The sequence below is a fragment of the Microbacterium paraoxydans genome (assembly GCF_019056515.1).
Lineage (GTDB): Bacteria > Actinomycetota > Actinomycetes > Actinomycetales > Microbacteriaceae > Microbacterium.
Genome location: NZ_CP064873.1, coordinates 1164918 through 1180792 on the forward strand (window position 1 = coordinate 1164918; position 15875 = coordinate 1180792).

Annotated in this window: 19 protein-coding genes; 12 read left to right on the top strand and 7 right to left on the bottom strand. The window is 71.8% G+C overall.

Annotated elements, in window-relative coordinates:
* Positions 1-103 precede the first annotated feature (103 nt).
* From IZR02_RS05500 to IZR02_RS05525, 6 genes are all read left to right on the top strand, one after another.
* On the top strand, positions 104-814 hold the full coding sequence (locus IZR02_RS05500; RefSeq protein ID WP_025102950.1) for an AzlC family ABC transporter permease: 711 nt from the start codon (positions 104-106) through the stop codon (positions 812-814).
* Positions 811-1125 carry an AzlD domain-containing protein gene (locus IZR02_RS05505; protein WP_025102951.1) on the top strand — a complete coding sequence of 105 codons (315 nt, stop codon included), beginning with the start codon at positions 811-813 and terminating at the stop codon, positions 1123-1125. The genes IZR02_RS05500 and IZR02_RS05505 overlap by 4 nt, the downstream gene beginning before the upstream one ends.
* Before the next feature lie 40 nt (positions 1126-1165).
* Positions 1166-1576, top strand: a complete 411-nt coding sequence (locus IZR02_RS05510) for a hypothetical protein (RefSeq protein ID WP_060922743.1) — start codon at positions 1166-1168, stop codon at positions 1574-1576.
* A 9-nt stretch (positions 1577-1585) separates the two neighbouring features.
* On the top strand, positions 1586-1906 hold the full coding sequence (gene fdxA / locus IZR02_RS05515; protein ID WP_017203330.1) for a ferredoxin: 321 nt from the start codon (positions 1586-1588) through the stop codon (positions 1904-1906).
* Between the two features lie 9 nt (positions 1907-1915).
* On the top strand, positions 1916-3028 hold the full coding sequence (dapC, locus tag IZR02_RS05520) for a succinyldiaminopimelate transaminase (RefSeq protein ID WP_025102953.1): 1113 nt from the start codon (positions 1916-1918) through the stop codon (positions 3026-3028).
* Positions 3029-3218: 190 nt separating this feature from the next.
* On the top strand, positions 3219-4508 hold the full coding sequence (locus IZR02_RS05525) for a citrate synthase (RefSeq protein WP_025102954.1): 1290 nt from the start codon (positions 3219-3221) through the stop codon (positions 4506-4508).
* Positions 4509-4587: 79 nt separating this feature from the next.
* Here IZR02_RS05525 and IZR02_RS05530 read toward each other — a convergent pair whose 3' ends face one another.
* A complete protein-coding gene (locus IZR02_RS05530; RefSeq protein ID WP_062766414.1) occupies positions 4588-5955 on the bottom strand; it encodes a DEAD/DEAH box helicase in 1368 nt (455 codons plus the stop codon).
* 237 nt (positions 5956-6192) lie between these two features.
* Positions 6193-7146: a 2,3,4,5-tetrahydropyridine-2,6-dicarboxylate N-succinyltransferase gene (gene dapD, locus IZR02_RS05535; protein ID WP_025102956.1), complete on the bottom strand. Its 954-nt coding sequence runs from the start codon at positions 7144-7146 to the stop codon at positions 6193-6195.
* A 66-nt stretch (positions 7147-7212) separates the two neighbouring features.
* Here dapD and dapE point away from each other — a divergent pair, with 66 nt between their 5' ends.
* From dapE to IZR02_RS05550, 3 genes are all read left to right on the top strand, one after another.
* On the top strand, positions 7213-8286 hold the full coding sequence (gene dapE, locus IZR02_RS05540) for a succinyl-diaminopimelate desuccinylase (RefSeq protein ID WP_025102957.1): 1074 nt from the start codon (positions 7213-7215) through the stop codon (positions 8284-8286).
* On the top strand, positions 8268-9485 hold the full coding sequence (locus tag IZR02_RS05545; protein WP_025102958.1) for a hypothetical protein: 1218 nt from the start codon (positions 8268-8270) through the stop codon (positions 9483-9485). The genes dapE and IZR02_RS05545 overlap by 19 nt, the downstream gene beginning before the upstream one ends.
* 92 nt (positions 9486-9577) lie before the next feature.
* Complete coding sequence (locus IZR02_RS05550) at positions 9578-9751, top strand: DUF3117 domain-containing protein (RefSeq protein ID WP_071328210.1); 174 nt, start codon at positions 9578-9580, stop codon at positions 9749-9751.
* Between the two features lie 82 nt (positions 9752-9833).
* Here the strand turns inward: IZR02_RS05550 and IZR02_RS05555 are convergent, their stop codons facing one another.
* Complete coding sequence (locus IZR02_RS05555) at positions 9834-10472, bottom strand: O-methyltransferase (protein ID WP_025102959.1); 639 nt, start codon at positions 10470-10472, stop codon at positions 9834-9836.
* Positions 10473-10562: 90 nt separating this feature from the next.
* Here IZR02_RS05555 and IZR02_RS05560 point away from each other — a divergent pair, with 90 nt between their 5' ends.
* Positions 10563-10937 carry a twin-arginine translocase TatA/TatE family subunit gene (locus IZR02_RS05560; RefSeq protein WP_025102960.1) on the top strand — a complete coding sequence of 125 codons (375 nt, stop codon included), beginning with the start codon at positions 10563-10565 and terminating at the stop codon, positions 10935-10937.
* 9 nt (positions 10938-10946) lie between these two features.
* Here the strand turns inward: IZR02_RS05560 and IZR02_RS05565 are convergent, their stop codons facing one another.
* The 4 genes from IZR02_RS05565 to IZR02_RS05580 are packed head-to-tail and all read right to left on the bottom strand — an operon-like array spanning position 10947 to position 14371.
* Positions 10947-11441, bottom strand: coding sequence for a YcxB family protein (locus IZR02_RS05565; RefSeq protein WP_025102961.1), 495 nt, complete (start codon positions 11439-11441; stop codon positions 10947-10949).
* Positions 11442-11463: 22 nt separating this feature from the next.
* Positions 11464-12585 (bottom strand): Mrp/NBP35 family ATP-binding protein, encoded by a 1122-nt coding sequence (locus tag IZR02_RS05570; protein ID WP_062766417.1) that lies wholly within the window; start codon positions 12583-12585, stop codon positions 11464-11466.
* Positions 12582-13103: a DUF1003 domain-containing protein gene (locus IZR02_RS05575; protein WP_025102963.1), complete on the bottom strand. Its 522-nt coding sequence runs from the start codon at positions 13101-13103 to the stop codon at positions 12582-12584. The genes IZR02_RS05570 and IZR02_RS05575 overlap by 4 nt, the downstream gene beginning before the upstream one ends.
* Complete coding sequence (locus IZR02_RS05580) at positions 13103-14371, bottom strand: magnesium transporter MgtE N-terminal domain-containing protein (protein WP_025102964.1); 1269 nt, start codon at positions 14369-14371, stop codon at positions 13103-13105. Before IZR02_RS05580 ends, IZR02_RS05575 begins: the two co-directional genes overlap by 1 nt.
* A gap of 87 nt (positions 14372-14458) precedes the next feature.
* Between IZR02_RS05580 and IZR02_RS05585 the strand changes: the two genes are divergently transcribed.
* Positions 14459-15169: a general stress protein gene (locus tag IZR02_RS05585; RefSeq protein WP_025102965.1), complete on the top strand. Its 711-nt coding sequence runs from the start codon at positions 14459-14461 to the stop codon at positions 15167-15169.
* Positions 15166-15843 (top strand): alpha/beta hydrolase family protein, encoded by a 678-nt coding sequence (locus IZR02_RS05590; RefSeq protein WP_231729422.1) that lies wholly within the window; start codon positions 15166-15168, stop codon positions 15841-15843. The genes IZR02_RS05585 and IZR02_RS05590 overlap by 4 nt, the downstream gene beginning before the upstream one ends.
* Positions 15844-15875 lie beyond the last annotated feature (32 nt).

Consider the following 15875-nt stretch of genomic DNA (forward strand, 5'->3'; position numbering starts at 1 on the left):
GTTCATCATGGCAAACGATCGTTCGCTTGACTATGCATCCAGGCATGTTCAGAATGATGATCGTGTGTTCAGTGAAGCGAACGTCGTGGCGGAGCGGACCCCGATGACCGCCGAGCGCGAGGTGTGGCGCGAGGCGCTCGGCGTCGTGCTCGCGACGAGCGCCTACGGGATCTCCTTCGGCGCGCTCGCCGTGGCCGCGGGCCTCGACGTGTGGCAGACATGCGTGCTCAGTCTCCTGATGTTCACCGGGGGATCGCAGTTCGCCTTCGTGGGAGTCTTCACCGCCGGCGGACTGGCCGCCCTGCCCTCGGCGATCGCGTCCGCCGCCCTGCTCGGGGTGCGCAACGTCGCCTACGGGATGCGCATGTCGCCGGTCGTCGGCGGGGGACCGGCACGACGAGCGCTCGCCGCGCACTTCACGATCGACGAGTCCACCGCCGTGGCGATCGCGCAGGACGATCCGCGCCTGCGCCGGGTGGGATTCTGGGTCACGGGTGTCGGCATCTTCCTCGGCTGGAACCTCACCACGCTCGTCGGTGCGCTGGTCGGCGACGTGCTCGGCGACCCGAAGGCCTGGGGTCTGGATGCGGCGGCGGCCGCGGCGTTCCTCGCCCTGCTGTGGCCGCGTCTGCGTCAACGGCAGGCGGTCGCCGTCGGGATCGCGGCCGCCGTGATCGCGGCCGCCCTCACCCCGTTCCTCCTGCCCGGACTCCCGGTGCTCGTCGCCGCTCTCGTCGCGATCGTCGTCGGATGGTTCAACTGGCTCGGAACGCCGCGACCCGCAGGCGCCGGCGAAGGGGAGGGGTCCGCATGACCCTCTGGAGCGCCATCCTCCTCGCGGCCCTGATCTGCCTCGCCCTGAAGGCCGTGGGCTATCTCGTGCCGCCGAAGGTGCTCGAAGCGCCGCGCCCCGCCCGTATCTCCGATCTCCTCACCGTCGCGCTGCTCGCCGCCCTCGTCGCGGTGCAGTCGCTCGGCGACGGGCAGGCCATCACCGTCGACGCGCGTGTCCCCGCCCTGCTCGTCGCAGCGGGACTCCTCTGGCTGCGGCAGTCGTTCCTCGTGGTGGTGGCCGCCGCCGCCCTCGTCGCCGCGCTGCTGCGGCTGTTCGGTCTCGCCGCCTGACACGTCGTTCCGCCGGACAGCGCCCGGGTAGGATCGGGGGGTGCGCGGGAAGTGGTTGTCGAGGGTGCTGTCCTGGGTGGCTGCTGCCCTGGTGGGTGGGGTCTACGGCGTGGCCGGGACCATCGCACACAGCGTCATGTGGGGGCCGATCCCGATCGGCCTCATCGTCGCCGCCATCGCCTGCGCCGCGATCCTCATCGCCGTCCGTGCGCTCACCCACGACCGGGGAGCGGCCGTTGCCGCCGGTCTGGGGATGCTGGGCATGATCGTGCTCATCTCGGGCGTCGGCCCCGGCGGCTCCGTCGTCGTGCAGGACACCCTCGCCGGGCGCATCTGGACGTATCTCGCCGCCGGCATCGTGCTGCTGGTCATCGCGTGGCCGTCGTTCTCCCGGCAGCCGGTCCGCCCCGCCACGCCGTCCTCGGAGGAACCCGAGGTCCACGGGTCGTAGACTGAGGGGGTGACGTATGTGATCGCCCTCCCGTGCGTCGATGTCAAGGATCGCGCCTGCATCGACGAGTGCCCCGTTGACTGCATCTACGAGGGCGAACGGTCGCTCTACATCCACCCCGACGAGTGCGTGGACTGCGGAGCGTGCGAGCCGGTGTGCCCGGTCGAGGCGATCTACTACGAGGACGACCTGCCCGACGAGTGGCAGGACTACTACAAGGCCAACGTCGAGTTCTTCGACGAGATCGGCTCGCCCGGCGGCGCCGCCAAGGTCGGCGTCTACCCGTTCGACCACCCGATCATCGCCGCGCTCCCGCCGCAGGGCGAGTAGGCGCGCTCCGTGAGCGTCCGCGACCTCGCCGACTACCCGTGGGACGCCGTGGTCCCGTATCGTGAGCGCGCCGCCCGGCACCCGGGCGGTCTCGTCGACCTCTCCGTCGGCTCGCCGGTCGACCCCACGCCGGAGATCATCCGTCAGGCCCTCGCCGCGGCGACCGATGCCCACGCCTACCCGCAGACCGTCGGCACCCCCGCGCTCCGGGAGGCCATCGTCGACTGGTACGCCCGCCGCCGCGGCGTCCCGGACCTCCGGGTCGACAACGTGCTGCCAACGATCGGCTCCAAGGAGCTCGTCGCGCTCCTGCCCACGCTGCTGGGGCTCGGCGCCGGAGACATCGTGGTGCATCCTCGCGTTGCGTACCCGACGTATGAGGTCGGCGCGCGGGTGGCAGGGGCGACACCTCTCGCGGTCGACGACCCGGCGGAGTGGCCGGAGGGCGCCAAGCTCATCTGGATCAACACCCCGGGCAACCCCGACGGCCGCACCTGGACGGTCGACGAGCTCGCCGCGGCGGTGCAGCGGGCGCGGGAACTGGGCGCCGTGCTGGCCAGCGACGAGTGCTACGCCGAGCTCGGCTGGGACGGCCCCTGGGCGGACGAGGCTATCCCGTCGGTGCTCGACCCCCGGGTGACCGGCGGCACGCGGGCGAATCTGCTCAGCGTGTACTCGCTGAGCAAGCAGTCCAACCTCGCGGGTTATCGGGCGGCCTTCGTCGCCGGCTGCGCCCGCGTGGTCGGCGAGCTCCTCGCCGCGCGTAAGCACCTCGGCCTCATGCCGCCCGCGCCGGTGCAGCAGGCGATGATCGTCGCCCTCGGTGACGACGCACACGTCGCGGCGCAGAAGGAGCTCTACCGTGAGCGGCGGGCGCTGCTGCTGCCCGCCGTCGAGGCTGCCGGCTTCCGCATCGATGGCTCGCAGGCCGGGCTGTACCTCTGGGCGACCGAGGGGCGCGACGCCTGGGAGTCGATGGCGCGTCTCGCCGACCTCGGGATCCTCGCGGGTCCCGGGCACTTCTACGGCGCCTCGTCGCCTGCGCACGTGCGGCTGTCGCTGACGGCGCCGACCGACCGCGTCGCGGAAGCGGCGCGACGCCTGCGCGGCGCGGATCTGTAGGATCCCTCCCTGTTGCAGCCATCCCTTTGGCGGTTGTCACAGTAGGCCTGCGTGACGACTAGGCTGTAAAGGCGATTCGGTCGGCACCCGGCCCGGCGCTCGGCGCCAGAGATATCGCCAGTTCCGGCTTGATCAAGAACTTGCTGACGCCCGCGACGCCGGGGCGATCAGACAGAAGGAGGAGGTCCGCGTGAGCGCTGCGGCAGACCAGACGGCGAAGCTGACGATCGGCGACACCACCGCCGAATTCCCCCTGGTGCGCGGTACCGCGGGCCACGACAGCATCGACTTCTCGACGCTGACCCGTCAGACCGGCTACACCGGGCTCGACTACGGCTTCGTCAACACCGCCTCCACGAAGTCGGACATCACCTTCATCGACGGCGACAAGGGCATCCTGCGCTACCGCGGCTACCCGATCGAGCAGCTCGCCGGCAGCACCAGCTACCTCGAGGTCGCGTGGCTGCTCATCTACGGGGAGCTCCCGTCCGCCGGAGAGCTGGCCGAGTTCGACGAGAAGATCCGTCGGCACACGCTGCTGCACGAAGACCTCAAGCGCTTCTTCTCGGCGCTGCCGCACACCGCGCACCCCATGTCGGTGCTCTCCTCCGCCGTCGCCGCCCTGTCGACGTACTACGAGGGGCAGACCGACCCGCACAACCCCGAGCACGTCGAGCTGAACACCATCCGCATGCTCGCCAAGCTGCCGGTCATCGCCGCCTACGCGCACAAGAAGAGCGTCGGCCAGGCGTTCCTCTACCCGGACAACTCGCTCGGTTTCGTGGAGAACTTCCTCAAGCTGAACTTCGGCGTGAACTCCGAGCCGTACGAGATCAACCCGACCATGGTGAAGGCCCTCGAACTGCTGCTCATCCTGCACGAGGACCACGAGCAGAACGCCTCGACCTCCACCGTCCGCCTCGTCGGCTCCACGGGAGCCAACCAGTTCGCGTCCGTGTCGGCCGGCATCCAGGCGCTCTCGGGTCCGCTGCACGGCGGCGCGAACGAGGCCGTGCTGACCATGCTCGGCCAGATCCGCGACTCGGGCCAGAGCGTCTCGCGGTTCGTCGAGCGGGTGAAGAACAAGGAAGAGGGCGTGAAGCTCATGGGCTTCGGGCACCGGGTATACAAGAACTACGACCCGCGCGCCAAGCTCGTCAAGGAGGCCGCGGACGAGGTGCTGAGCTCGCTCGGCGTCACCGACCCGCTCCTGGACCTCGCGAAGGAGCTCGAGGAGATCGCCCTCGCGGACGACTACTTCCGTGAGCGTCGCCTGTATCCGAACGTCGACTTCTACACGGGCGTGATCTACAAGGCGATGGGCTTCCCCACGCGGATGTTCACGGTCCTCTTCGCGATCGGCCGCCTGCCCGGCTGGCTCGCCCAGTGGCGCGAGCTCCAGCTCGACCCGCAGACGAAGATCGGCCGTCCGCAGCAGCTCTACACCGGGTCGCCGGAGCGCGCCTTCCCGACGCGCTGAGCGCGGCGCCGCAGACGCCGAAGGCCCCCTCGCACCGGAGTGCGAGGGGGCCTTCGTCGTCGTCAGGCGCGAGCCGGGATCAGCGTCCCTGGCCGCCGCGCGCGCCCTGGCGGCCCTGGCCGCCCTGGCGCTGCGCACCCGGCGCGCCCTGGCCGGCCGAGCGCGGACGGCGACGACGGCGGGAGGGCGGGGTGGTCGCGGTGCTCTTCTCGCCGCCCGCGGGCCGCTGCTTCGCAGAGCGCTGCTGCTGCGGCTGCGGGGGAGCGGGGCGCACGTGCGGAGCCCGCTCGGGGACGAGCTCGGTGACGGCGTCGGCGGTGAGGTTCTCCAGCGGTGCGGTGATGGCGGCCTTGCGCAGGAGATCCTTCACGTCACGGCGCTGCTCGGGCAGGACCACGGTGACGACCGTGCCGGCGGCGCCGGCGCGAGCCGTGCGGCCCGAGCGGTGCAGGTAGGCCTTGTGCTCGACGGGCGGATCGACGTGGACGACGAGGTCGACGTTGTCCACGTGCACACCGCGGGCCGCGACATCGGTCGCGACGAGGACGCGCACGCCCCCGTCGGCCGGGTCGGTGGAGAAGGCGCCGAGGTTGCGCTCGCGTGCGTTCTGGGACAGGTTGCCGTGCAGGTCGACGGCCGGGATCCCGGCGGCGGTGAGCTGCTTGGCGAGCTTCTTCGCCTGGTGCTTGGTGCGAGTGAAGAGGATGCGACGGCCGGTGCCCGAGGCGAGATCGCGCACCAGCACGGTCTTGTTCTCGGGGGAGTCGACGACGAGCACCCGGTGGGTCATCTCGCCGACGGGCACGCTCGCCTCGTCGACCTCGTGGCTGACGGCGTTCGTGAGGAACCGGCGGGCGAGGGTGTCGATGCCGCGGTCCAGCGTGGCGCTGAAGAGCAGGCGCTGACCGTCGGCGGGCGTCGCCGACAGGATGCGGGTGACGCCGGGGAGGAAGCCCAGATCGGCCATGTGGTCCGCCTCGTCGAGCACGGTGACCTCGATCGCGCTGAGACGCACGACCTGCTGCTTCATGAGGTCTTCCAGACGGCCGGGGCAGGCGACGACGATGTCGACGCCGCCCTGCAGCGCCTGCTCCTGCGGACGCTGGCTGACGCCGCCGAACACGGTGGTGACCCGAAGGCCGACGGCCTCCGCGAGCGGGGCGACGGTCGCGGCGATCTGGGTGGCGAGCTCGCGGGTGGGGGCGAGCACGAGGCCGCGGGGAAGGCCGGAACGGCGCTTGTGGCCGGAGGCCGCCAGGCGGGCGACGAGGGGGAGCGCGAAGGCGATGGTCTTGCCGCTGCCCGTGCGTCCGCGACCGAGGAGGTCACGGCCGGCGAGCGAGTCGGGCAGGGTGTCGCGCTGGATCGCGAACGCCTCGGTCTTTCCGGAGGCGGCGAGAACGGTGGCGAGCTCGGCGGGAACGCCGAGATCGAGGAAGGAAGGCATGCAGAGAACTCCGTCAGCGCACGAGAACGGCGCGGGATAGTGGGGTGAGGTGGGCGAAGACGCAGCGAGTGCGCGTCCGTTCGCCGTGCGAATGGCCAGTTCGGGCTGGAGAGGGGAGCGCGGGCGCTCGCTTCGGTCCTCGGAGACCCCTAGACGACGACGATGCTGACCGGCCGGCGGCGCGGGCAACGGAGCCAGTCTACCAGCGGAGACCGGTCGAAGGCTGCAGGCGGGCTGTCAGGCGTGGAGCGCCTCGTTGAGCGTGACGCCGACGCCGGCCCGGCGGACCGCCTCGACGGCACCCGTGAGGGAGTTGCGACGGAAGAGGAGGCCGTCCTGGCCGGAGAGGTCGGCGCCCTTGACGGTCTTCCGTCCGCCGTCGGCCGTCGCGGGACCGTCGGCGAGCACGATCTTCGTCCCGGCGGTGACGTAGAGCCCGGCCTCCACGACGCAGTCGTCGCCGAGGGAGATGCCGATGCCGGCGTTCGCGCCGAGAAGCGTGCGGGCGCCGATCGACACGCGGTGCGACCCGCCGCCGGAGAGGGTGCCCATGATCGAGGCGCCGCCGCCGATGTCGCTGCCGTCGCCGACCACCACGCCCTGCGAGATGCGCCCCTCGACCATCGAGGCGCCGAGGGTGCCGGCGTTGAAGTTGACGAAGCCCTCGTGCATGACCGTGGTGCCGGGGGCGAGGTGGGCGCCGAGCCGCACGCGCGAGGCGTCGGCGATGCGCACCCCGGCGGGCTGCACGTAGTCGGTGAGACGAGGGAACTTGTCCAGGCCCTGGATCTGGATCCCGGCGCGCTGGAGCTGCGGACGCAGGCGCGCGGCATCGGCGGGGAGCAGCGGGCCGGCATTGGTCCAGGCGACGTTCGGCAGGTGACCGAAGATGCCGTCGAGGTTGAGGGCGTTCGGCCGCACGAGCAGGTGCGACAGCGCGTGCAGACGCAGATAGGCGTCCGCGGTGGAGACCGGGGCGGCGTCCAGATCGATCGTGAGCTCGACCACCGCGAGGGTGACGTCGCGGCGCTCGTCCTGACCGGTCTGTGCGTCGAGCGCGGTGCGCGCGGCGGCGACCTCGGTCTCGGACGGCGCGGACGAGCGGACCTCCGGGTACCACGCGTCGAGGACCGTGCCGTCGCTCGCGGTGGTCGTCAGGCCGAGTCCCCAGACAGATCGTGCGTCGCTCATGCCTCCACGGTATCGCGCCGGCGACGGTGTCCCGTCCCGCATGACGGGCATCAGTAGGCTGGGGGCATGGTGCTCGATCTGACCGCGTCCTCCGCCGACATCACCCGCGCGATCTGCGACGTCCCGAGTGTCTCCGGCGACGAGAAGACACTGGCCGACCTGATCGAGGAGGCCGTGTCCGGTCTGCCGCACCTGGAGGTCATCCGGCACGGCAACACGGTCGTCGCCCGCACGGATCTCGGTCGGGCGCAGCGCGTCGCGATCGCCGGGCACATCGATACCGTGCCCCTCAACGACAATCTGCCCACGCGCGACATCGAGATCGACGGCGTGCCGTATCTGTGGGGTCGCGGCACCGTCGACATGAAAGCCGGGGTCGCGGTGCAGCTCAAGCTCGCCGCCGAGCTCACCGACCCCGCGATCGACGTGACCTGGATGTGGTACGACAACGAGGAGGTCGCGGCCTCCCTGAACGGCCTCGGGCTTCTCGCCGCAGCGCGTCCTGACCTGTTCCAGGCCGATTTCGCCATCCTCGGGGAGCCGTCGAACGGCCAGGTCGAAGGCGGGTGCAACGGCACGCTGCGGGCGATCGTGCGGACCACGGGCGTCCGCGCGCACAGCGCCAGGGCCTGGATCGGCGAGAACGCGATCCATCGCGCGGCGCCCATCCTCACCCGGCTGTCCGAGTACCGGGCCCGGGAGGTGCTGGTGGAGGGCCTGCTCTATCGGGAGGGGCTCAGCGCGGTCCGCATCGCGGGTGGGGTCGCCGGGAACGTCATCCCGGACGCCTGCGAGGTCGAGGTCAACTACCGCTTCGCGCCGAACAAGTCCGCGGCCGACGCCGAGGCCCACGTCCGGGCGGTCCTCGCCGGCTTCGACGTCGAGATCACGGATGCCGCCGAGGGCGCCCGCCCCGGGCTGGACGCCGACATCGCGCGCCGGTTCGTCGCGGCGGTCGGCGCGGAGCCGCAGCCGAAGTACGGATGGACCGACGTGGCGCGCTTCTCGGCCCTCGGCATCCCGGCCGTGAACTACGGGCCCGGTGACCCGCATCTCGCCCATCACGACGAGGAGCGTGTGCCGCTCGCCCAGATCGACGCCGTCGAGCGGGGTCTGCGCGCATGGCTCACGTCGCACTGACGCTCGCACGGCGCTGGGCGCGGATGCCGCTGGCTCTGCGCATCGGCATCATCTACGTCCTCGCACGGGTCGTGACGACCGGATTCCTCATCGCCGCGGCCTCCCTGTCCACGGTGTTCTCGCGCTTCGGCGGCGACGCCGGGCTCGTGGACTTCGTCCTCGGATGGGATGCCCAGTGGTACTGGCAGGTGGCGGTGCACGGCTATCCCGCCGACCTCCCGCTGACCGACGAGGGGGAGGTGGCCGAGAACGCGTGGGCCTTCATGCCCGTGTTCGCGTACGCCGCGAAGGCGCTGGGCTTCCTGTTCGGCTCCTGGGGCGCCGGAGCGCTCGTGCTCGCGCTCGTCGCCGGCTATCTGGCCTGTCTCGCCCTGCATCGTCTGCTCCGCGACCGCATCGGGAACGCGGCGGCGCTGTGGGCCGTCGTCTTCTTCGCCGCCGGCCCCCTGGGCGCCCTGTTCCAGGTCGGCTACGCGGAGACGCTCTTCCTGCTGCTGCTCTTCCTCGCGCTGGACGCGACGATCCGCCGGAACTACGCCTGGCTGTACGTGCTCATCCCGGTGCTGGGATTCACCCGCCCCGGAGTGCTCGCCTTCGCCCTGTACCTCGGTCTGCACGGGATCCTCCGCTGGACGCACCGTCGCACGGATCCGCTCGGGGGCAGGGAGGTCGTGCACATCGTCGCCCTCGGCGCACTGGCGACGGCGACCGGGTTCGCGTGGCAGGTGATCGCCGGTGTCGTGACCGGGGACCCCGGCGCCTACCTCGCCACCGAGCTCGCCTGGCGCCGGCACTGGATCACCGGGGGCGTCGAGGGGTTCGTGCCCTTCGAGGGCTGGGTGCAGGCATCGCAGTTCTGGTTCGAGCTGTGGGGCCTGCCAGCCGGCTGGGGGCCGGTCGCGCTCATCGTGCTCGTGGTCGCGGCGGCCGCCGCGCTGCTGCTGTCCCCGCAGGTGCGCGCTCTCGGCCCCGACCTCCGTCTCTGGAGCGCGAGCTACCTGCTCTACCTGCTCGCGGTGTTCTTCCCGCAGTCGAGCACGTTCCGCCTGCTGCTGCCGCTCAGCCCGGCGTGGGGAGCGGTGGCGGTACCGCGCTCACGAGCGTGGCGGCTGGGCGTGCTGGCGCTGTGCCTGGTCGGCCAGTGGGTGTGGATCTATCACGTGTATGCCCTCGGCAGCACGTTCTGGCAGGTGCCCTGACGACGCCGGGGAGCGGATTGTGTCCCGTGACGTCCACGGCGCGGTCGCACCCGATAAACTCGTCCCATACCACCGGAGGAAAGGGAGCCACGATGGCAGCGATGAAGCCGAGGACCGGAGACGGACCCATGGAGGCCGTGAAAGAGGGACGACTCATCATCGTGCGTGTTCCGCTCGAAGGAGGAGGCCGCCTGGTCGTCTCCGTGAACGACGCCGAGGCCAAGGAGCTTCACGACGTGCTCGGTGCCGTCGTGGCCCCGGCCTGATCGTACCTGGTCCGCTGCAGCGCGACGCGAAGAGGGCGAGGGATCCGCGGATCCCTCGCCCTCTTCGCGTCGGCGGACCCGGTCAGGCCCGGTCGTCGAGGCGGATCAGCTGCAGCAGGCCCTCGCCCGCGGGCGAGACCGTGGCCAGCACCGCCGAGGATTCCTGCGTCTCCTGGACGAGCGATCGGTAGGCGGAGGTGACGTCGTCGCGCTGGACAGGGTCGGCCACCCGGCCCCCGGCGAGGATGCGCGGCACGAGCACCAGGCCGCCGGTGCGGGCGAGGCGGAGACCGTGCGAGACGTACTCGATGACGTTCTCGGGGTCGGCGTCGACGAGGACGATGTCGTACGACGCCTCGTTCATGCGGGGGAGCACGTCGATCGCGCGGCCGGCGATGAACCGCGCGCGGGTGGCGGGCACCTTCGCGTCCGCGAACGCCTGACGGGCGGCGGCGAGGTGCTCGGGCTCGTTGTCGATCGAGGTCAGCACCGCGTTCGGGGCCCCGCGCAGCAGCCAGAGTCCGGAGACGCCGGCGCCGGTGCCGATCTCGACGATGGAGCGCGCCGTTCCGGCGGCGGCGAGCACGGCGATCTGCGAGCCGACGACCGCGCTGATCGGGGCCGCTCCCAGCTCCACGGCGTGGGCGCGAGCGCGGGCGATGGTCTCCGGCTCGACGATGGACTCGCGAAGGAAGCGCGCGTTGGCGTCGTGCTCGCTCATGACCTGCCTCTCCCTGCGTGCATGGCTGATGTGTCCAGGGTATTCGCTCACCGCGCGCAGAGCCCGCAGGCGCGGCGGTAGCCTGGTCACATGACGTTCGGCCTCACCTTCGAGAAGCTGCTGCTCATCGGCCTGATCGCGGTGCTGATCATCGGCCCCGAGCGTCTGCCGCGTGCCGCGGAGGCCTTCGCGAGCATCGTGCGCAGGGCCGGCGAGTACATCCGCGACACGAAGTCCCGTGTGCGCGAGGAGATGGGACCGGAACTCGACGATGTGGACTGGCGCAAGCTCGACCCGCGGCAGTACGACCCCCGGCGCATCATCCGCGACGCGCTCCTCGAGGAGCCGGAGCCTGCGACCCCCGCGCAGGCGACGGCGACGATCGCCGAGCCGGTGGCCCCGCGCACCGCGCCGCCGACCTTCAGCGCGGAGGACCGCCCGCCGTTCGACAGCGAGGCGACCTGAGCCGTCCGGTCAGGAGATCCGCGTCCGCAGGGTCGCCAGCTCCTCGTCGCTGAAGAGCGAGCGCGGGATGGCGGTGGCGACGGAGGCGTCGCGCACCTTGAAGATCACGGCGTCCCGTCCGACGCGGAGACTCTGGAACGTGGCGTAGGGGATCTCGGAACGACGACGATCGCTTCCCAGCTGCAGCCGATCCTCTTCGAGTGCGACCCACACGACGCTCTCCACCGGCATCGCGGCCCGCACGGCGCGCCGGGCGCTCGAGGTGGTCAGGAGCACCGCGTAGGCGCCCAGTCCCACCGTGACCACGGGCATCCAGGCGACGATCGCGCTGACCTCGGCTCCCGTGGAGAGGAGGTCGTTGAGGGTGAAGACGGAGAGGACGAGTCCCGCCGCCAGCGCGACCCACATCACGATCGCGACGGGACGGGTGAGCGCGTAGACGGCCGCGTCGCGCGCCATCCTCCGCAGCAGTCCCTCATCCACGGTCACGGAGCGGTGCGGCATCCGTCCATCCTCCCACGCGTGCTCATCCGATCGACATGGGCAGCGAGCGGCCGGACAGGCCCCGGCCCCGTCGGGCGAGGGCGGCGGCCATCGTGCGGATCGCCTGCGCGGCGGCGTCGTCCGGCGCCGAGGTGACGACCGGGACGCCCTCGTCGCCGCCCTGGCGGAGCGCCGGGCTGAGCGGGATGGAGGCGAGCAGGGGGACCGGCGCGTCGGGCGCGGACAGGGCCTCCGCGACCGCCGCTCCGCCGCCCGCACCGAACAGGTCGATGACGGTGCCGTCGGGGAGGGTGTACGCGGACATGTTCTCGATCACGCCGATCACCCGCTGACCGGTCTGACGGGCGACGAGTCCGCTGCGGATGGCCACGTCGGAGGCCGCCGCCTGCGGCGTGGTGACCACGAGCACCTCGGCGTGGGGGAGGAGCTGCCCGATCGAGATGGCGATGTCCCCGGTGCCGGGCGGCATGTCGATGAGCAGGACGTCGAGATCGCCGAAGAAGACGTCGGTGAGGAACTGCGAGACCGTGCGGTGCAGCATCGGTCCGCGCCAGGCCACGACGGACTCCCCGTCGCGCAGGAACATCCCGATCGAGATGGTCTTCACCCCGTGGGCCACCGGCGGCAGCATGAGGTCGTCGATGCGCGTCGGCTGCGTGCCGGCCGGGATGCCGAGCAGACCGGGGATCGAGAAGCCGTGCACGTCCGCATCCACCAGGCCGACGGCGAGGCCCTGATCGGCGAGGGCGACGGCGAGGTTCGCGGTGACCGTCGACTTCCCGACGCCGCCCTTGCCGCTGGAGACGAGGATCACGCGGGTGAGGGAATCGGGCCCGAACGGCATGTGCCGGGCGGGGCGACCCGCGCGGAGCCGTTCGGTGAGGGCCTTGCGCTCGGCCGGGGTCATCACGCCCACCTCGACCTCGACGCCCGTGACCCCGGGGACCGTGGCGGCGGCACCGCGCACGTCGCGCTCGATGCGGTCGGCGGCGGGGCACCCCACGATCGTCAGCACGATGCCCACATGCGCCACGCCGTCTTCGACCGTGATGTCGCGCACCATGTCGAGGTCGCCGATCGGCCGCCGCAGCTCGGGGTCGGTCACCGCCGCCACCGCGGCTCTGACGCTCTCGGCCGCGGTCATGAGGCGGTGCCGCCTGCGGGCTTCTCCTCGGCGTCGCCCAGCTCGGCCAGCAGGGCACGGAGCTCCTGCCGCAGCACGTCGCGGGTGACCACCTGCGCGTTGCGCTCCTCCAGCGACATCCGCAGCGCGACGATCTCGCGGGCGAGGTACTCGGTGTCGGCGAGGTTGCGCTCGGCGCGCTGCCGGTCCTGCTCGATCTGCACGCGGTCGCGGTCGTCCTGGCGGTTCTGCGCGAGGAGGATCAGCGGTGCGGCGTACGAGGCCTGCAGCGACAGCATGAGGGTGAGCGCGGTGAAGCCCAGCGCGGCGTCGTCGAAGCGCACCTCGCGGGGCATGAGCGTGTTCCAGCCGATCCAGAGGATGCAGAAGAGGCTGAGGATGACGAGGAACGCCGGCGTGCCCATGGCACGGGCGACCCATTCCGTGAAGCGTCCGAAGCGGTCGCGCGAGGTCGACCGGGGGCGGGTGCTCGTCCGTCCTGGCGCGTCGAGGCGGGCGGCCCGCTCCTTGCGTGCCATCAGCGCGCCTCCGTCACGGGCGGGGCGACGTCGTCGCTGTCGTGCGTGCGCCAGTCGTCCGGCAACAGGTAGTCGAGGACGTCGTCGATGCTGATCGCGCCGACGAGGCGGTGGGCCGCGTCGATCACGGGCAGGGAGACGAGGTCGTAGCTGGCGAGCATGCGGGCGACCTCGGCGGCGGAGGCGGTGACGGGCACCGGCTCGAGGCTGTCGTCGAGGATGGCGCCGAGCCGCTCGTGCGGCGGATAGCGCAGCATCCGCTGGAAGTGCACGAGGCCGAGCAGCCGCCCGGTCGGCGTCTCGAACGGTGGGAGCGTCACGAACACCGCTGCCGCCAGGGCCGGGTGCAGCTCGTGGCGGCGGATGAGCGCCAGGGCCTCGGCGACCGTGGCGTCGGCGGACAGGATGATCGGCTCCGGGGTCATCAGACCGCCGGCCGTGTCGGGACCGTAGCGCAGCAGCATCCGCACGTCTTCCGCCTTCTCCGGCTCCATCCGCTGGAGCAGCTCCTCCAGCTGGGTGGGCGGAAGCTGGGCGAGGAGGTCGGCGGCGTCGTCCGGCTCCATCTGATCGAGGATGTCGGCCGCGCGCTCCTCGCCGAGGCGGTCGAGGATGTGCACCTGCTCGTCCTCCGGCATCTCCTCGAGGGCGTCGGCGAGGCGATCGTCGGAGAGCTCCTCCGCGACCTCGATCATCCGCTGCTGCGGGAGGTCGAGGAGCGTGTTGGCGAGATCCGCGGCGTGCAGCTCGGAGTACGAGGCGACGAGCTGCTCGGCGGACTGCGACTCGCCCGGTGCGTGCTCCTCGGTGACCTCGCTCCAGGCCGCGAACGTCGTCGGGCCCTTGGCGAACGGCGACGCGCCGGTCTTCGGGCGGCGCAGGAAGAGCTGACTGATCGCCCACTCGCCGAGACGGTTCGGCTCGATCGCCACGTCCTCGATCACCGCGGTGCCGCTGCCGTCGGTCAGACTCACCCGCCGGCCCAGCATTTCGGCGAGGACGCGCACCTCGCCGGCGCGGGGAGAGAAGCGCCGCACGTTGATGAGGCCGGTGGTGATGACCTGCCCGGACCGGATCGACGTGACCCGGCCGATCGAGAGGAACACATGGCGCCGGCCGGGGATCTCCACGACCAGTCCGATCACGCGCGGGGCCGCGGTACTTCGATACACGACGACGACGTCCCGGACCTTGCCGAGCCGGTCGCCGACGGGATCGAAGACGGCGCACCCTGCCAGGCGCGCGGCGAAAACCCGTTGTGTGCTCACCCGACCAGCGTAGCCCGCGGCGTGCCGGGGCGGCTGTCGGGGCGGTCGCTCGGCCGGCCGCGAGGCACGACGTGGAAGAATAGCCGGATGAGCATGCTGAATCGCCCCGCGAGCGGCACGGACACCGGTGAGATCGTCGCCTCCATGCGCGACTACGAGAGCGCGCAGAAGGCGGTGTCGAAGCTGATCGCCGGAGAGGTCCCTGCGCGCGACATCGCGATCGTCGGGCAGAGCGTGCGGACGGTCGAGCGGGTGACCGGACGGCTCGGCTACGCCGCGGCCGCGCGCTCGGGCGCGATCAACGGGGTGCTCATCGGCCTCTTCCTGTCGGCGATCCTCGTCCTGGGCAACCCCGAGGTGCCGATCCAGCTGTTCGTCGGCTTCGTCCTCATCGGCGTCGCGGTGGGCATGCTGCTGAGCCTCATCACCTACGCCATCGTGCGTCGCCGCCGTGACTTCGCGAGTGTGACGCAGTTCGCCGCGGATCACTACGAGGTGACCGTGCAGCCCGGGTCGCTGGCGAAGGCGCGGCAGGTCCTCGGCGCGCAGCGGGTCGCCCCCGTGCGTCCTCCGGTGAACCTGGACGAGCCGCCGAAGTACGGCGAGCGGATCCCGCAGGGCGCTCCTGCTCCGGCTCCTGAACCCGCTCCTGAGCCCGGCCCGGCCCCTGAGCCTGCTCCGGCCCCTGAACCGGCTCCTGAGCCCGGCCCGGCTCCTGAGCCCGCTCCCGCTCCTGAGCCCGGTCTTCCGCCGCGGCCCGCCGACCCGGAGACCGGCACCCCCGGATCCGTGCGGTGACCCCGGTGCCCTCCGCCGTCCGGATCGAGGTCGCCCTGCCCGCCGGCGCGACCCCGGTATCCGCCGACTGGACGCCGGGCACCCGCGATGACGTCGTGCTGATCGCCCACGGGGCCGGGGCGGGGAAGGATCACCCCTTCCTCGTCGGCTTCGACCTGGCCCTCGCCGCACTCGGCTACTCGACGCTGCGTTTCTCCTTCCCGTACGCCGAGCAGGGGCGCCGCATGCCCGGTCCCGCCGCCCACGCGGTCGCGACGTGGGAGGCCGCGGTCGCCGAAGCCCGTGCACGGGCGCCGCATGCGGCCGTGTGGGCGACCGGGAAGTCCTACGGCGGGCGCATGGCGTCCCTGGCCGTCGCAGAGGGGCTCGTCGTGGACGGCCTCGTCTACCTCGGCTACCCGCTCCACCCGCCGGGGCGTCCGGACAAGCCGCGGATCGCCCATCTCCCCTCGATCACCGTCCCGCAGCTCTTCGTGGAGGGCACCGCGGACCCGTTCATCCAGCCGATCGCCCAGCTCGAGGAGGCCGTCGCGTCCTGTCACGACGCGCGGGTGCACTGGGTCGAGGGTGGCGGCCACTCCTTCGAGGTGAAGGGCCGGCGGCGGCCGTCGGCGGACGTCGCCGCGGACCTGGCGCCCGTGGTCGACGCCTTCGTCAGCACGCTGCGGGGGTGAGGAGCGCGGCCGCGGCCCCACTCCCTCCCGTC